The following is a 16,572-nucleotide window of genomic DNA, read 5'->3' on the forward strand; positions in this document are numbered from 1 at the left end:
TTAAAAGCCCTGACCTGAAGGTCAGGGCAGGGTTTTTCTGCTTTTTGTTTATGCAAGAGCTTCACCGAGAACTTCTTTCATGTTATCCACAAACCGGATATCCAGTCCCTGGATGATCTCTCTGTCCATCTCCTCGATATCCGGACGATTTTTTTCCGGAACAAGGACTTCCTTGATTCTGGCATATTTAGCTGCAAGCAGCTTCTCTTTCAGTCCGCCGATCGGAAGCACACGGCCTCTTAAGGTGATCTCACCGGTCATGGCAAGATCCGCACGTACCGGTTTTTCGATAATTGCAGACAGCATGGCAGTTGCCATTGTAATACCTGCGGATGGGCCATCCTTCGGAACGGCACCCTCCGGGATATGTACATGCATATCATGCTTCTGTAAAAATTCCGGATCGATCTCATATTGGTCAGAAACCGAACGGATATAGCTGATACCTGCCTGTGCAGATTCCTTCATCACATCTCCAAGCTGTCCGGTGAGAAGCAGCTCGCCTTTTCCGGGCATGATATTAACCTCGATCTGCAGGGTATCACCGCCTACCTGTGTCCATGCAAGACCGCGGGCGATCCCGATCTCATCCTTCTCATTGGCCATCAGATAGTTATATCGTTCTTTGCCAAGGAATCTGGAAATATTTCTGGATGTGACAACTACCTTATCCTTACCCTCTTCCATGATAGCACGTGCAGTTTTTCTGCAGATACGTCCGATGCTTCTCTCCAGAGAACGGACTCCTGCTTCCCTGGTATAGTTGTTGATCAGCTTGCCAAGAGCTGCCGGCTGGATCACCAGCTTGCCTTCCGGAATACCGTTGATCTCCATCTGCTTCGGGATCAGATGTTCCCTTGCGATATGTTCCTTCTCATTTTCCGTATATCCCGGGATTTCCATCAGCTCCATACGGTCAAGAAGAGGTCTCGGGATTCCCTGAACATCATTTGCAGTGGCAATAAACAGTACCTCGGAAAGATCCTGGGGAATCTCCACATAGTGATCATTGAACTTACTGTTCTGCTCCGGATCCAGAACCTCCAGAAGTGCTGCGGAGGTATCTCCTTTATAATCGCTGCTGGTCTTGTCAATCTCATCAAGAAGCATCAGCGGGTTGCTGACTCCGGCTTCCTTCAGTGCGACTGTGATCCTTCCCGGCATGGCACCGACGTAAGTCTTTCTGTGGCCACGGATCTCTGCCTCATCACGGACACCTCCAAGACAGATGCGGACGTATTTCTTGTTCATGGCATCTGCCACAGAACGTGCAATGGAAGTTTTTCCGGTTCCCGGGGGGCCCACCAGACAGAGGATCGGACTCTTTCCCTTGTGGGTCAGCTTACGTACAGCAAGAAATTCCATGATACGCTCTTTGACCTCTTTCAGTCCGTAATGACCCGCTTCCAAAACCTTCCATGCGTTCTCAAGATCCTCGGAATCCTCGGATTTCTTATTCCACGGAAGTGCAAGAACGGTTTCCAGATAGCCTCTCTGCACCGTTGCCTCTGCAGCACTGGCTGCCATTCCTTTAAAACGGCTGATCTCCTTGGAAATCTTCTCTTTTACTTCATCAGATGCATCCAGCTCCTTCAGCTGTTTTTTAAATTCATCGATATCATCAGCAGTATTCTCCTCGCCCAGCTCCTCACGGATGGTTTTCAGCTGTTCCCGGAGGATATACTCTCTCTGATTCTTGTCGATATTGGATTTCACCTTGCGCTGAAGATCTTTAGTGATATGGATCACCTCGATCTCGCTGCCAAGAAGCGCTCCAAGGATCTCATAACGGTCATTCAAAGACACTGCTTCCAGAAGCTTCTGCTGGTTCTGATACGCCATCGGAAGATTTACTGCGATCTGGTCGATGGTTTCCTGCACATCTTCGATGTTCATGATCTGGGTTACCAGATCCTTGCTTACTTTTCCGCTTTCTCTGCAGTATCTCTGAAAAAGCTCCCGGATGCTGCGAAGCATGGCGTCCTTTACCGGTTCCGGGTAATCCTCTTCCTGTGCCGTAACGATCTCGCATTCCGCCTTCAGATATGGTTCCTCCTGCTCCAGGCCCAGAACCTCTGCCCTGTCCAGTCCCTCTACCAGAACCCGGTAAAGATCCTGCGGAAGCTTCACCACCTGCTTGATATAAGCGACGGTTCCTACCTGATACAGATCCGTAAGTTCCGGTATTTCCACCTCAGGATCTTTCTGTGTCAGCAGAAAGATCTTCTGGTCATGGAGCATGGCGGCTTCCACGGCACGGATAGATTTTTCCCTGCTCACATCAAAATGTACGATCATATCCGGAAGGACTGTAGTCCCACGGAGAGCGATCATTGGCAATATATTGACCTGATTTGTCATTTATGTCATTCCCTTCATCAAGCTGTTTCCGGCTTGCCTTTCTTTCTCGAACGGGATGTTTTGCGTCCTGCTTTTTTTGCAGGAGCCTTGGCCTCCCCGTGGATGATCTCCGGCTCTCCGGTTCCCTCCACTGCCTCTTTTGTAACGATACACTTACGGATGGTGTCGTCCGATGGTGTCTTGTACATCAGATCCATCAGGGTATGCTCCATGATGGCACGAAGTCCTCTGGCACCTGTTTTTCTCTCAAGAGATTTCCGGGCAACTGTCTCAAGTGCTTCATCCTGGAACTCAAGCTGCACGCCATCCAGCTCAAAAAGCTTGTCGTACTGTTTTGTGAGGGAATTCTTAGGCTCCTTCAGAATACGGATCAGTGCTTCTTCATCCAGAGAATCCAAGGTTACCACGACCGGAACTCGTCCGATAAACTCCGGGATCAGACCGAATTTAATAAAGTCCTCCGGCATAACCTCCTTCAGAACTTCGCCCACATTGCGGTCTTCCTTCTCGGAAACCTCCGCTCCGAAACCAATGGATTTGGTATCCTGTCTTGCCTCGATGATCTTCTCCAGTCCGTCAAAGGCACCACCGCAAATGAACAGGATGTTTGTAGTATCGATCTGGATAAATTCCTGATGAGGATGCTTTCTTCCTCCCTGAGGAGGTACGCTTGCAACGGTTCCTTCCAGAATTTTCAGAAGTGCCTGCTGTACGCCCTCACCGGACACATCTCTGGTGATGGAGGTATTCTCGGATTTTCTTGTGATCTTATCGATCTCATCAATATAGATGATTCCGTACTGGGCACGCTCAATATCGTAATCGGCTGCCTGAATGATCTTCAGAAGAATGTTCTCAACATCCTCGCCAACATAGCCTGCCTCTGTGAGAGTAGTGGCATCTGCGATGGCAAAAGGAACATTCAGCAGTCTTGCCAGTGTCTGTGCAAGAAGTGTCTTACCGGAACCGGTCGGACCAAGCATCAGGATATTACTCTTCTGCAGCTCCACGTCCAGGTTTCTGGAAGCAAGAATTCTCTTGTAATGATTGTAAACAGCTACGGAAAGTGCCTTCTTGGCATCATCCTGTCCGATCACATACTCATCCAGGATACTGTGGATCTCTTCCGGTTTCAGAAGGTTGATCCCTGTTTCATAATCTGCCTCATGATCATACATACTGAATTCTTCTTCCATGATCTCGGAGCAGATCCCGATACATTCATCACAAATATATGCTCCATCCGGACCTGCGATCAGCTTGCGTACCTGATCTTCAGTCTTATGGCAAAAGGAGCATCTTACCTTTCCTTCTTTTACTTTATCTGCCATATCTTTTTGTTTCCTTTCTAAGCGTAAATGTCCGCCTCTCGCAGACATTTAAAATTCCTTTTTAAAGCAAGATAAGACTCCTGTGTCTTTACAGGAGTCTTTTCTTACGCATTATTTGTGGATCACAACACCGTCGATCAGGCCGTATGCCTTAGCTTCTTCCGCTGTCATATAGTTGTCACGGTCAGTATCTTTTTCCACAATCTCAAGAGGCTGTCCGGTATTCGCAGAAAGAATCTCGTTCAGCTTCTTTTTGGTTTTTGCGATCTGGTCAGCTACGATCTGGATCTCTGTAGCCTGCCCCTGTGCACCGCCTGATGGCTGATGGATCATGATCGTCGAATTCGGCAGTGCGTATCTTTTGCCTCTGGCACCGGAGGACAGGAGGAAAGCTCCCATGCTGGCTGCCATTCCAAGGCAGATCGTAGATACATCGCACTTGATATACTGCATTGTATCATAAATTGCCATTCCGGCAGTTACAGAACCACCCGGGCTGTTGATATAAAGCTGGATATCCTTGGAAGGATCTTCTGCTTCCAGGAAGAGAAGCTGCGCAACGATCAGGTTTGCACTGACATCGTTTACCTCTTCTCCAAGGAAAATGATTCGGTCCTTAAGAAGTCTTGAATAGATATCATAACTTCTTTCTCCTCTGCTGGTCTGCTCAATGACGTAAGGTACTAAACTCATTTTGCCCTCCATTTCCGAGGTTTCTTATGCCTCTACAGCTGCATCGGCAACTAATGTAACAGCTTTCTGAACAGCCATATCTTTCTTCATCTGCTCCATCTCGTTCTCACCGATGAGATCTTTTAATTTGTCTGCTTCCATCTTGTACATCTCTGCCATCTTGGAAATCTCTTCGTTAACCTCTTCCTCTGTTGGCTGGATGTTCTCTACCTCAGCGATCTTCTCAAGAACAAGTCTTGTCTGGATTCTCTTAAGCGCCTGTGGCTTCATGTCTTCCATCATCTTGTCAACGCTCTGGCCTGTGAACTGGAAGTACTGCTCCATGGAAAGACCCTGGGACTGCATTCTTCTTGCAAAATCGTCAAGCATCTGACGTGTCTGTGTCTCGATCATTGCCTCCGGAATATCCATCTGTGCATTCTCGATCACTTTATCTACTGCTGCGTCTTCTTTTGCACGACGTGCATCTTCTGCTTTCTTCTCTGTCAGGTTCTTCTTAACGTCTTCCTTGTACTCGGCAAGTGTATCAAACTCAGATACATCCTTAGCGAAGTCATCGTCAAGCTCCGGAAGCTCTTTTGCTTCGATCTTCTTAACATCGCACTGGAATACAGCTTCTTTGCCAGCCAGCTCTTTTGCCTGATACTCCTCCGGGAATGTAACCTTAACTTCTACGTGATCACCTGTGTTAGCACCAACAAGCTGCTCCTCGAATCCCGGGATGAAGGTGTTGGAACCAAGTGTCAGCGGATAGTCTGTGCCTTTACCGCCCTCGAATGCCTCACCGTCTACGAAGCCCTCGAAATCGATAGTTGCTGTATCGCCGTTCTGTGCTGCACGGTCCTCAACTGTGATGGTTCTGGAGTTTTTCTCCTGCTCTTTCTTAAGCTCAGCCTCAACTTCCTCGTCTGTTACCTCTGTCTCAGACTTCGGAACCTCAAGTCCTTTATAGTCACCAAGAGTTACCTCTGGTTTAGTAGCTACTTCTGCTGTAAAGATAAATGGTTTGCCAGGCTCAACCTGTGTTACATCGATCTTAGGCTGGGAAACGATCTCAAGATCACACTCAGCAAGTGCTTTGCTGTAATGCTCAGGGATCAGAGCGTTTGCAGCGTCCTCAAGGAATACTCCCTTTCCGTACATCTGCTCGATCATTTTTCTTGGAGCTTTTCCTTTACGGAATCCCGGAATGGAAATTCTGCCTTTTGCTTTCTGATATGCATTCTGCATTGCTTTGTCAAGATCCTCGGCGGAAACCTCGATTGTAAGTTTCGCCATGTTTTTCTCCATTTTCTCCACCTGTAAACTCATGTTTCTTGTTCCTCCTTAATCATATCGAGTAAATACCTTATATAAAATAGTTAACACTCGCATTATATATATTTACAGTCATTTCTGTAGTATAGCATAACCACTGTAAAAACGCCAGTATTTTTTTCAGTTTTCCATATGCCCCACAGGGCATTTCTCAGCTGCCCACGTCCTCAATGTTAAAGTAATTTTCTGTTTTTCTTATGCTGTTAAGACAATATGCAAAAATCCTTTTATAAGTTTTAGGCGTATAATGAACACCATCGTCTGTACCGTCTCCCGTATTGGATACAGTACCATATCCGGTCCGCATCAGATAATTGTAAACATCGATATAGTGGTACTGACTTCCAAGCTTACCGGCAAGACTGCTGTTAAAAGTCCGGATATCCTCACATCTACGATTCCGGGTACTTCCCCTTTCCCCTCCATTGATCGGATTCACAGACATATAATACAGACTGCAGTTTTTCATGGAAAGCTTTGTTCCCAGCTTTTTCATGTAATACCCGTACTGTGATATCTTATCATTCAGATCCTGTTTTCCGTTAATATCTCTGAGATCATTGACACCATGATTGAACACCACCGCGATCTTTGCGTATTTTTCATTTTTACGATATTTTTTCAGTTCTTTCAAAAGAGCCTGTTCGCCCGTTGACTTCAGCCAGTCCAGTTCTGTATTAGAACAGCATACAAAGCTGACATGGCTGTCCACATACTCCTTTCCAAACTGTTCGTACAGTACCTTCTGAAGACCATACGTCCTGGAATCTCCCACGAAGATGATCCTTTCGTAGTTTTCAGGATAATGAAAGCTGTTCCTGACCAGATCCGGTTCCTGATACCGACAGAATCTTACCGCATAGAGATGCATGGTCCCACTGACTGTGATCACCTGTCCGGCTTCATACCTTGGTGCGGTCTTCTGACCTGCCATGGTAGACCATCCAAGGAATGTATAATTCTCTGCATTGGCCATCACCGGCAGTTTCAGTTTTCCGCTTGGAGCCTGTATGATCTTGTAGATGTCTCCGTCATTCCTGTGCAGGATCAGTTTGGGATTTTTCTTCTTTTTTATCACTGCATAAAACGTTACATTTCTTTTTACAAAATATTTTTTTCCCGGCTTATATCTTGCCTCCGTTCCTCCTTTTTTCAGAGACCATCCTTCTGCCTGATATCCTGCAGGAACCTGCGGCACTTTGGGAATCGTGATCATGGAACCATATTTCCGTTTCTTTTCCAATTTTTTATATACAGCATAGGAAACTCCTCTGCCTGATTTGAAAGATACGGAATACACTTTTTTATACGCATTACCGGATATACCATCTGACCTGTCAAAGCCGGCTGCTGACACCAAATGTCCTGTGGCTGCCATCAGTATAATAAAAAGCGCCACTACCCACAGAAACTGTTTCATTTCTTTTTTCATGCTCTTACATACACCCCCGATTCAGCGATCTCTTCTGACTTTGCACTTCCCTCCAGCTGTCCGATCAGGGAAAGGCTGAAATCGATGGCTGTTCCAAAGCCTCTGCTGGTAGTTACATTTCCATCTACCACTACAGGCTCCAGAGATATTCTGGCACTTTTAAGCTGTTCCATAACAGATGGGTACGATGTAGCATTTCTGCCTTTCAGGAATCCAAGTCTCTCGAATACACCTGGTGCCGCACAGATAGCTGCTACCTTGCCGCCCTTCTGATAGAAATCTGTCAGAAGCTCAGTCAGCGGTTTATATTCCTCCAGATATTTTGTTCCCGGCATTCCTCCCGGAATTACAAGCATATCCGCATCGGAAAAATCACATTCTCCAAAGGTACGGTCTGTAAGAAGATCGATTCCATGAGAGGTTCTGATCTCTTTTGTCTCTTTGATAGATACTGTCTGGATGTCGATCCCGGCTCTTCTCATCAGATCTACCACGGTCAGTCCTTCAATATCTTCAAATCCGTCTGCGAAAAAAATATATACTTTACTCATGATCCTGTTCATCCTTTCTTTTATAAAATCCATAAATATTTTCTGTATTCCCCATTCCCTTCCATAATGCTTTTTCCATCTGAAAATGTCAAGAAATTTTAACAGATATCTCATTGCAAATCCTGTTTTTTTCCTGTAGACTGAACATAATATCTTTTCATTTCACAAACCCGGAGGTTTTTTATATGGAGATCGAACGTAAATTTCTGATCCGGAAGGATGACCTTCCGCAGGATCTGGCTTCCTATCCCTGCCACAGGATCGAGCAGGGGTATCTTTGCACTTCCCCTGTTGTCCGCATCCGCCGGCAGGATGATGACTATTTTCTTACTTACAAATCCAGGGGTCTCATGAGCCGTGAAGAATATAATCTTCCGCTCACCGCTGAAGCCTATGAGCATCTGAAGCCTAAAGCAGACGGTATCCTCATTACCAAGGACCGCTATGTGATCCCGGAAAAAGACGGACTTTTTATTGAACTGGATGTGTTCCACGGAGAATACGAGGGAGTTCTTCTGGCTGAGGTGGAATTTCCTACAGAGGAAGCCGCCAATGCCTACACTGCGCCGGACTGGTTCGGAGAAGATGTAACTTATTCCACCAGATATCATAACAGTACCATGAGCCAGAGCTGGCAGAGCGATTACTGTTCACTCCATTCTCAGTAACACGCTTCGCGGAATATTACCAATGAACAGTAACGCAGAGCGATCACTGACTGGTATCGTAAATCACACTTGTATTTCTTATTTCAGGTGCTATAATTAGTAATGCAGGCAGATATAGTTCATCGGTAGAACATCAGCTTCCCAAGCTGAGGAGGCGGGTTCGATTCCCGTTATCTGCTTTCATTGCCAAAGAGGGCACGCAGTCAGGCGTGTCCTTTTTTATAAATTTCAAGGAGGATTTTTGTTTATGAAGATTGGATTTATCGGATGTGGAAATATGGCCTCTGCCATGATCGGCGGTATTCTCCGTCAGGGGATCTTTTCAAAGGACGAGATCATTGTTTCCAACCTTACAGAAGAAGGCAGAGCGCGCAGTGAAAAAACTCTTGGTGTTGTCACCACTCTGGATAACAATGAAATCGTCAGATCTGCAAAAACTGTCGTTCTTGCAGTAAAGCCGCAGTTTTATGAGGAAGTTCTCACAGAGGTCCACGACAGTCTCACGACAGAGCACACCATCATCGGAATCGCTCCCGGCAAGACTCTTGCATGGCTGGAAGAAAAAGCCGGTCTTCCTCTGAAGGTTGTCCGTTTTATGCCTAATACTCCAGCACAGGTTGGGGCCGGAATGACTGCTGTATGTACCAATGACCGGGTTTCGGAAGACGAACTGGCAGAAATCCTTAAGATCACAGACAGCTTTGGCTGTACCGAAGTAATACCGGAGCGTCTGATGGACGCCGCAGGCGCTGTAGGCGGCTGTTCACCGGCTTATGTGTTTATGTTTATCGAAGCCATGGCAGATGCCGCTGTCAGCCAGGGAATGCCTCGTAAGCAGGCTTATAAATTTGCTTCCCAGACTGTTCTCGGCAGCGCAAAAATGGTTCTGAAAACCGGCAGACACCCGGGAGACCTGAAAGACATGGTCTGCTCACCGGCAGGAACTACCATTGAAGGTGTCCGCACCCTGGAAAAGAGCGGCTTCCGCAGTGCCGTATTCGAAGCGCTTACCGCAGCTGCTGAGAAGGGTAAGAAGTTATAATTTTCGAAAACAAAAACTCCGTGAGGTCTGCATTCACCCGGACCTTGCGGAGTTTTTCCATCTCATCTCTTTTATCCTCTGCCGACAACCCTACAGCAGCTCGATCAGCGCATCAATATCTTCCATTTTTGTTCCCCAGCTTGTGGCAAAACGGATCACTGTATGATCTTCATCATATTTTTCCCAGAAATCAAACTGAACTTCTTTGCCCAGTTCTTCTTTCTTTTTATTTTCCAGAACTACAAACTGCTGGTTCGTGGGAGAATCCAGGAAAAGCTGATATCCTTTTTCCTGAAGGGCTCTTTTCAGCTTCATAGCTGTTTCAATAGCATTTTTGCTGATCCTTGTATACAGATCATCGGTAAACAGTGTGTCAAACTGGATTCCCAGAAGACGGCCTTTTGCCAGAAGGGCTCCCTGCTGCTTCACCATAGTCATAAAGTGCTTCGGAGCTTTTTTCGTAAAGACCACTGCCTCACCGCAGAGTGCACCGACCTTGGTTCCGCCGATGTAGAACACATCTGTACATCTGGCGATATCCTCAAGTGTCACATCTGCTTCCGGACTTACCAGACCGTAGCCAAGTCTTGCTCCGTCCAGAAACAGCGGAAGCTCGTATTTATGGCATACCTCGGAAATTTCCTCCAGCTCTTTCTTCGTATAAAGTGTTCCGTACTCTGTCGGATGGGAAATATAAACCATTCCCGGAAATACCATATGGTCGTGACTTTCATCCCCATAAAAAGTTTCCACATAATCTGTGATACTTTCTGCTTTGATCTTTCCGTTTTCTGCCGGAAGTGTCAGTACCTTATGTCCTGTATACTCGATTGCTCCGGCCTCATGACAGCTTACGTGTCCGGTCTGCGCCGCAAGAACACCTTCATAACGGTTCAGGACAGAACCTATGATCGTGGCATTGGTCTGAGTTCCTCCCACCAGGAAAAACACATCTGCATCCGGGCAGCCACAGGCTTTACGGATCTTCTCCTTTGCAGAATCACAGTATTTGTCTGTGCCATAGCCGGAAAGCTTCTCCATATTGGTTTTCAGAAGCTTCTGGAGGATCGCCGGATGCGCTCCCTCGCAGTAATCGTTTACAAAAAATAACATTTTATTTTCTCCTCATCTGTATTTTCATTTTATTTGACCGTCTGTCCCGGAATGATCTTACAGGTAGAAAACGATTTGAATTTACAGGAAATCGCCCCCTTCATCTCCTGTTCCAGGAAAAGCATGGCCACATGCGCACGTTCCAGATGCTCCATCCGAAGTGTGGTAAGAAGGATATCTCCGGTAAGATAATCCGGGATCTCATCCACCCCCAGAAGAGAAATGTCTTCCGGAACCGAAATCTTCTTCTGCCGTAACGCACGCATCACGCCAATGGAAATCTGATAATTTTCCATGATAAAAGCATCCGGCAGTTCATGAGTATCCAGATATTTCAGTGTTGCCTCACATACCTCACTGGTAGTTTCTCCCAGCGGGTAAATAGACTCTTTTTCCAGCGGCAGGCCATTCTTCCGAAGTCCTGCACGGAATCCCGCACGCCTCTGCTGGAAATTAAAGATATCCTGGGTATTGGCCATATATTTGATATTCCGGCACCCTCTGGAAACCAGATAATCCACACAATCCCGGATTCCCTCCACCCCGCCGAAGGTAACGCAATGATATTCATTTCCAAGATCATTATCATAGATCACCATTGGCTTTTGGATTGCCCGAAACGGTGGAAACTGATCCGGCTGCATCTCCGTTGCATACAGGATCACACCTGCCACATTTTCCTCATTGGCCTCACGCACTACGCGCTCCACGTCTTCTTTTTTTGTGGAAGAAGCATAGGTCACACTGATGATACAGCCCATTCTTCTGGCTTCCTGTTCGAATATCGTCAGACTGTCCGGGCATACATCCAATTCAAAATCCTTGAGGAATCTGAGATCATTATCAATAAAAAGTACCTTGATGATATTTTTATTTTCTAATTCCTGCTTGTTTTTTTCTTCTTTTTGTCGTTCTGCTTCTCCTGTAACCTCTTCTATATAATCAAAAACCTTCCGCCGGGTTTTTTCACTGACTCCCGGTTTATTATTTAAAACCAGGGATACGGTTGCCTTGGAAAGATTAAGATTTCTTGCTATATCTGCTGCTTTGATTTTCATTCCGGTCCCTCTTAAATTTAACATCTTCTCCTTGATTTTAAACACTTTTCATCACCCTGTCAACACAAAGCAGGGAGCCGCCTCTTCGGCAGCTCCCCGTTATTATTTGACCTCACGTACACGTACAGCCATATATTCTCTTCCCGGCAGGTCGATCCGGAACTTGCCTTTAAAGATTCCTTTCTTCTCGATCGTCATGTTCCAGGTATCAATTACTTCTACCTCAAATTCTGTCTCATCATCAATATGATACTCGCGGAATGACGGACGCATGAAGCTGTAATAGAAAATATAATATTTAATATCCTGAAGACTGTTATCTACTGCGGCGCCAACCTCATCCCACTGATTTTCCAGTGGACGAAGACCCGGCGCCGGAGTTTCTTCCATAATTTTCTGGAGGAATTTAAATCTCTCGGGACTTTCTCCGTAAAGCTTTCCGCCATGAGACCACCAGAGGATTCCCTCGTCATTCATATAGGTTTCTCCGTGTCCCGGATATGCACCTCTGCAGAATGCTTCCCAGAAACGTCTTGTCATTTCTTTTCCGCTGATATTTCCCCAGCCGTGCTGGATATTTCCCTCATAAGCGATCTCATCCAGAACTACCGGTTTTTTGTAACGGATCCGCCACTCATTTACCATCTCGGAGGACTTGTAAAGATCCTGTCTCTGAATGCTGCAGTGAGTGATCCACGGTCTTGTATAATCATAGAAACTCTTGCAATTGTGAATGGAGCGAAGATGATTGTATACATCTTTTTCCTGGATGATGGACGCGTAACGCTCCCAGTCCTCAGTTGTCTTTTTCGGGAAAAGATCGTACTCATTGGCAAGTGACCACCATACGTTTCTGTATGCACTTACTCTGGCAATGAGATATTTCCAGTAAAGATCATCACACTCTGCACTCATTTCACTGAATCCCCATCTGTCATATGGATGCATCACAATGATGTCTGCCTGGATCCCCAGCTCCATCAGCTTCTTCACACAGTCATCGATATGCTGGAAATGTTTCACATTAAATCTCTTATGATCGAAGTTATTACCCTCTGCACAGCCAACATATTCCAGAAAGTTCTCAGATGTCAGTACCGAACTGTCCATCGGAGTTCCTTCATATGGATAGCTGATCGGCTCATTCAGGTTGTAGTCATAATGTTTCGGGAATACACAGAAACGGATCTTATTAAATGCACTGTCTGCCAGTGTCTCCAGTGTCTGTTTCTGAAGCTCCTCGCTCTGAAGTTCCCACACATAACAGGTTGTTCCGATGGAATAATAAGGTTTTCCATCTTCATATGCCATATGATAGGTGTAGGATACACGGACCGGTCCGTGATTGCACTCTGCTGCCGGTGTTACATGAAATGCACCCGTATACACTTCATCAGAAAAGCTTCCTTTGATCTCAAATGCATAATCACCTTCAAAGGATGGCATAAAACGTACGCGGTAGATTCCATCTCCATCATAGAAACCGTCTACGGTTTTTGTTTCTTCCTTGCTCTTAAAGGTTCCCTGAATTGTATAATCCGTAAACGGATTTCCCTCATGTCTGCCTGACATTTCTGCTTCAAAGGTTCCCCATTTTTCTACGGATCCTGTATATTTACAAGTACTCATAAGTCGCCCTCTTTCTTTCTGTATTCATGCGCAGGCTGCTGTTCACGATACCGCCATGCAGCAGCCTGTATCAAATATCATGATTTAACTGCTCCTGCCATACCTTCTACGAAATATCGCTGGAAGATCAGGTATACCACCATAACCGGGATAACGGAAACCAGCACACCTGCACACAGATAACCATAGTCCGTTCCGTGCTCGCCTACGAATGTCATAATACCAACCGGTACTGTTTTCATCGCTTTATCGTTGATGATAACGCTGGCCAACAGGTACTCGTTCCATGTAGAAAGGAAGTCTGTGATAAACAGTGTTGCAATGGCCGGTTTTGCGATCGGCAGGATGATCTTGTAGAAAAGCTGCCATTTATTACATCCGTCGATACATGCAGCCTCATCAATATCTTTCGGAATTCCCAGCATAAATCCTCGCATGATCAGGATACAGTAGGAAATACCAAATCCGATATAAACATAAAATAATCCGAAATATGTATTCAGAAGATTCAGTTTGCTGTAGATGATGTTGATCGGCACCAGTGCTGTCTGCATCGGAAGCATCATACCAATAAGGAAAAATACGAAGATACCCACACGGTGCTTGATATTCAGTCTTGTCAGCGCAAAGGAAGCCATGGCACCTACAAAAATACCAAGCGGTACCTTCAGGCAGGAAATGATCAGATCATTCTTCATATAAGTAAAAAGATTTCCCTTTGTAATGGCATTGGTAAAGTTATCCCAGGCAATTTCAGCAGGAAGCTGGAACAGACTCAGTCCGCTCATGAAATCCTTTTTATGTTTCAGTGCTGTTGCAACCAATGTAAAGATCGGAACGATCCAGATCAGTGCCAAAACGATCAGGAGTACGTACAGCAATATTTTTTTTGTGATTTTTTTTGTTTTTCCGTCCATTGTCTGCACCTCCTACTTTTCTTTCGCCGTAAAGGAAATATATGGAATGATCACCACAAGCATCATGACTACCATGACACAGGCAACTGCAGTTCCCATACCTACATTGTTGTACTGGAATGTCTGAGAATACATATAGGTTGCCAGAACCTGCGTGGAGTTATTTGGACCACCACCTGTAAGACCCTGTACAATATCGAAAACCTTCATAGCTGCTACGATCAGTGTTGCCAGAACCATGACAAAGGTCTCCTTCATAAGCGGTACGGTAACGCTGAAGAATTTACGGATCGGACCTGCTCCATCGATAGTAGCTGCCTCAAGAACATCCGGAGACACAGACTGAAGACCTGCCAGGAACAGGATCATCGGCTGTCCGATTCCCTGCCACAGTGCTGCCGCAAAGATTGCATACAGGCTCACCTTCGGATCAGAGATCCATGTCTGTTTGAAATTGATCCCAAGTACCTTGAAAAACTGATTGATAAATCCAATATTCGGATTATAGATCCATCTCCAGATGATCGCTACCGCGATCGGTGCGATAACGCAGGGAAAATAGAAAAATGCACGGAACACGGTACGTCCGCGGAACTGTTTGTTAAGAATGACTGCAAAGCCAAGAGAAACCGTCATCAGAAGTACGATCGTAAGTACGATCCAGATCAGGTTATTCTTCAACGCGATCATAAATGTTGCATCATTTGTAAAAAGATTGATATAGTTTGACAGACCTACGAATTCCTTCTCCGCAACACCGTTCCATTTAAACAAGCTGATAAACAGTGAATAAAATACCGGTACCACAATTACAGAAAGGTAGATCACTGCTGCCGGTATAAGAAACGCATATGCACCGAAATCAACTTTTCTTTTTTTCTTCATTCCGGATCACCTCCATTTTTGCTGAAAAAAGCGGCCAAAGCCTGCGCTCTGGCCGCTCCGTTATGCTTTTATGATTATTTAGCCTGATATTCCTCAATTGCCTTCTGGATGTTAGCTGCAGCTTCCTCTGCTGTCATCTCTCCATTTGCAACTGCATCCTGTGCATTGAAAAGAACATCTGCAACCTCTGTCGGGAATGCCTGGTCAGTGATGGTGAAGGTTCCGTTTGTATTGGATGTTTCAAGCATACCATCTACGTTAACCTGATCTGCCGGAGCTTTCTTTCCCTGTTTCGGAAGAGGTAAGTTGTAGTACTCACCGTACTGATCAACACTGTCATCACTGTAATAGTAATCCATGAATTTCACGCAGGCGTCAAGCTCCTCATCGGAAAGGTTCTTATTAAACTGTGTCATCTCTGCGAAAGAGGACATACGGTTACTTTCACCGGACGGGAATGCAAACACCCCATACTCATTGACATCAAGCTCATTCTGGATAAGCTGTCCGTCATACCACTGTCCCTGAAGATCCATTGCACACTCGCCGGAGCCCATTGCCATGATCGTATCATTCGGATCAAGGGTAAGGAAACCATCCGGGAAGTATCCTGCATCTACCCACTCTTTATATTTCTCGAAAGCCTGTACAACTGCCTCGCAATCCCAGCTCTCATCAAAGGAATTCAGCTTATCATGAAGCTCGGCACCTGCATAATGCTCAACCAGAAGCTCAAACCATCTCATTACGTGCCATCCGTTAAGTCCTGCTGTATCCATTGGTGTAACTCCATTGTCCTTCAGAGTCTTAAGAGCTGCTTCAAAATCCTCGAATGTTGTAGGAACTTCAATTCCGTTATCCTCAAAGATCTGTTTATTATAGTAAACACCAAGTGCATTGTAGCTTGTCGGATATCCGGAAAGCTTATTATCGAATGTACAGAGATTCAGTGCTGCATCTGTAAACTCATCATTCCATCCGTTATCCTTCGCATACTGTGTAAGATCATAGGTCTTATCATTGTCTACATAGAAGCTGCCAAGGCTGCCTCCCCAGTTAAACCACATACTTGGTAATGTGTCGGAAGAAGCTGCTACTTTGCAGGCATCTTTGATTCCGTCTGTGTCATAAAAGGAAGCGGTTACTTTAATATCCGGATTTTCCTCGTTGAATGCCTCTACGATAGGCTCAACTGCATTCTGTCTTGTGCTCAGTGTCCAGAATGAAACCTCTGTTGCTGCACTTACGGAAGAAGCCATTCCGAATACCATTGTTCCTGCAAGTACTGCTGCCATTACCTTTTTTAAATTCATACCATATCCTCCTTTTAAACTTTTTTCTATGAATTCGTTCAATTTTTGTTTGGCGTCTCTCGTTTTTATTAAGTTAAAGATAACATATCGTTTAGTTGTTTTCAACTATTTTTTATCTTTTCTATATTTATCATAATTTCAATCGATTGTTTTTGTGCATTTTTGCTATGTTTTTATTACATTCTATTTAACCTTATTTAAACTTTTTTAAATTATCGTAAGTTTTTTTGCACCATTTATGTTTAATAAATCATTTTCATCC

Annotated in this window: 14 protein-coding genes and 1 tRNA gene; 3 read left to right on the forward strand and 12 right to left on the reverse strand. The window is 45.2% G+C overall.

Annotation, left to right across the window (positions count from 1 at the left end):
* Nucleotides 1–48: 48 nt before the first annotated feature.
* The 6 genes from lon to V9W66_RS05440 all read right to left on the reverse strand — a co-directional run bounded on the left by lon (nucleotide 49) and on the right by V9W66_RS05440 (nucleotide 7,688).
* Entirely contained in the window at nucleotides 49–2,361 is a 2,313-nt protein-coding gene (lon, locus tag V9W66_RS05415) for an endopeptidase La (RefSeq protein ID WP_144096282.1), read from the reverse strand.
* Nucleotides 2,362–2,378: 17 nt separating this feature from the next.
* Nucleotides 2,379–3,692, reverse strand: coding sequence for an ATP-dependent Clp protease ATP-binding subunit ClpX (gene clpX, locus V9W66_RS05420; protein WP_022426169.1), 1,314 nt, complete (start codon nucleotides 3,690–3,692; stop codon nucleotides 2,379–2,381).
* A gap of 111 nt (nucleotides 3,693–3,803) precedes the next feature.
* Nucleotides 3,804–4,385, reverse strand: coding sequence for an ATP-dependent Clp endopeptidase proteolytic subunit ClpP (gene clpP, locus V9W66_RS05425; protein ID WP_144096280.1), 582 nt, complete (start codon nucleotides 4,383–4,385; stop codon nucleotides 3,804–3,806).
* A 24-nt stretch (nucleotides 4,386–4,409) separates the two neighbouring features.
* Nucleotides 4,410–5,696 carry a trigger factor gene (tig, locus tag V9W66_RS05430; RefSeq protein ID WP_015527366.1) on the reverse strand — a complete coding sequence of 429 codons (1,287 nt, stop codon included), beginning with the start codon at nucleotides 5,694–5,696 and terminating at the stop codon, nucleotides 4,410–4,412.
* A gap of 157 nt (nucleotides 5,697–5,853) precedes the next feature.
* Entirely contained in the window at nucleotides 5,854–7,134 is a 1,281-nt protein-coding gene (locus V9W66_RS05435) for an InlB B-repeat-containing protein (protein ID WP_144096277.1), read from the reverse strand.
* On the reverse strand, nucleotides 7,131–7,688 hold the full coding sequence (locus tag V9W66_RS05440) for a DJ-1 family glyoxalase III (RefSeq protein ID WP_144096335.1): 558 nt from the start codon (nucleotides 7,686–7,688) through the stop codon (nucleotides 7,131–7,133). The genes V9W66_RS05435 and V9W66_RS05440 overlap by 4 nt, the downstream gene beginning before the upstream one ends.
* A gap of 182 nt (nucleotides 7,689–7,870) precedes the next feature.
* Here V9W66_RS05440 and V9W66_RS05445 point away from each other — a divergent pair, with 182 nt between their 5' ends.
* From V9W66_RS05445 to proC, 3 genes are all read left to right on the forward strand, one after another.
* Entirely contained in the window at nucleotides 7,871–8,353 is a 483-nt protein-coding gene (locus V9W66_RS05445) for a CYTH domain-containing protein (protein WP_144096276.1), read from the forward strand.
* Between the two features lie 108 nt (nucleotides 8,354–8,461).
* Nucleotides 8,462–8,532 (forward strand) — tRNA-Gly (locus tag V9W66_RS05450).
* Between the two features lie 68 nt (nucleotides 8,533–8,600).
* The gene (gene proC / locus V9W66_RS05455; protein ID WP_144096274.1) at nucleotides 8,601–9,395 is read left to right on the forward strand and encodes a pyrroline-5-carboxylate reductase; all 795 of its coding nucleotides are present in this window, start codon (nucleotides 8,601–8,603) and stop codon (nucleotides 9,393–9,395) included.
* Between the two features lie 90 nt (nucleotides 9,396–9,485).
* On the opposite strand, the gene V9W66_RS05460 is transcribed toward proC, so the two are convergent.
* The 6 genes from V9W66_RS05460 to V9W66_RS05485 form a co-directional block, all read right to left on the reverse strand.
* Complete coding sequence (locus tag V9W66_RS05460; RefSeq protein WP_144096272.1) at nucleotides 9,486–10,508, reverse strand: threonine aldolase family protein; 1,023 nt, start codon at nucleotides 10,506–10,508, stop codon at nucleotides 9,486–9,488.
* A 29-nt stretch (nucleotides 10,509–10,537) separates the two neighbouring features.
* On the reverse strand, nucleotides 10,538–11,566 hold the full coding sequence (locus V9W66_RS05465; RefSeq protein WP_186292806.1) for a LacI family DNA-binding transcriptional regulator: 1,029 nt from the start codon (nucleotides 11,564–11,566) through the stop codon (nucleotides 10,538–10,540).
* Nucleotides 11,567–11,668: 102 nt separating this feature from the next.
* Complete coding sequence (locus V9W66_RS05470) at nucleotides 11,669–13,195, reverse strand: DUF5605 domain-containing protein (RefSeq protein WP_144096268.1); 1,527 nt, start codon at nucleotides 13,193–13,195, stop codon at nucleotides 11,669–11,671.
* 77 nt (nucleotides 13,196–13,272) lie between these two features.
* Nucleotides 13,273–14,112 carry a carbohydrate ABC transporter permease gene (locus V9W66_RS05475; protein ID WP_144096266.1) on the reverse strand — a complete coding sequence of 280 codons (840 nt, stop codon included), beginning with the start codon at nucleotides 14,110–14,112 and terminating at the stop codon, nucleotides 13,273–13,275.
* 12 nt (nucleotides 14,113–14,124) lie between these two features.
* Nucleotides 14,125–14,997: a carbohydrate ABC transporter permease gene (locus V9W66_RS05480; RefSeq protein ID WP_144096263.1), complete on the reverse strand. Its 873-nt coding sequence runs from the start codon at nucleotides 14,995–14,997 to the stop codon at nucleotides 14,125–14,127.
* 74 nt (nucleotides 14,998–15,071) lie between these two features.
* A complete protein-coding gene (locus V9W66_RS05485; RefSeq protein WP_144100446.1) occupies nucleotides 15,072–16,310 on the reverse strand; it encodes an ABC transporter substrate-binding protein in 1,239 nt (412 codons plus the stop codon).
* Nucleotides 16,311–16,572 lie beyond the last annotated feature (262 nt).

The organism is Blautia massiliensis (ex Durand et al. 2017) (assembly GCF_051861785.1).
Lineage (GTDB): Bacteria > Bacillota > Clostridia > Lachnospirales > Lachnospiraceae > Blautia_A > Blautia_A luti_A.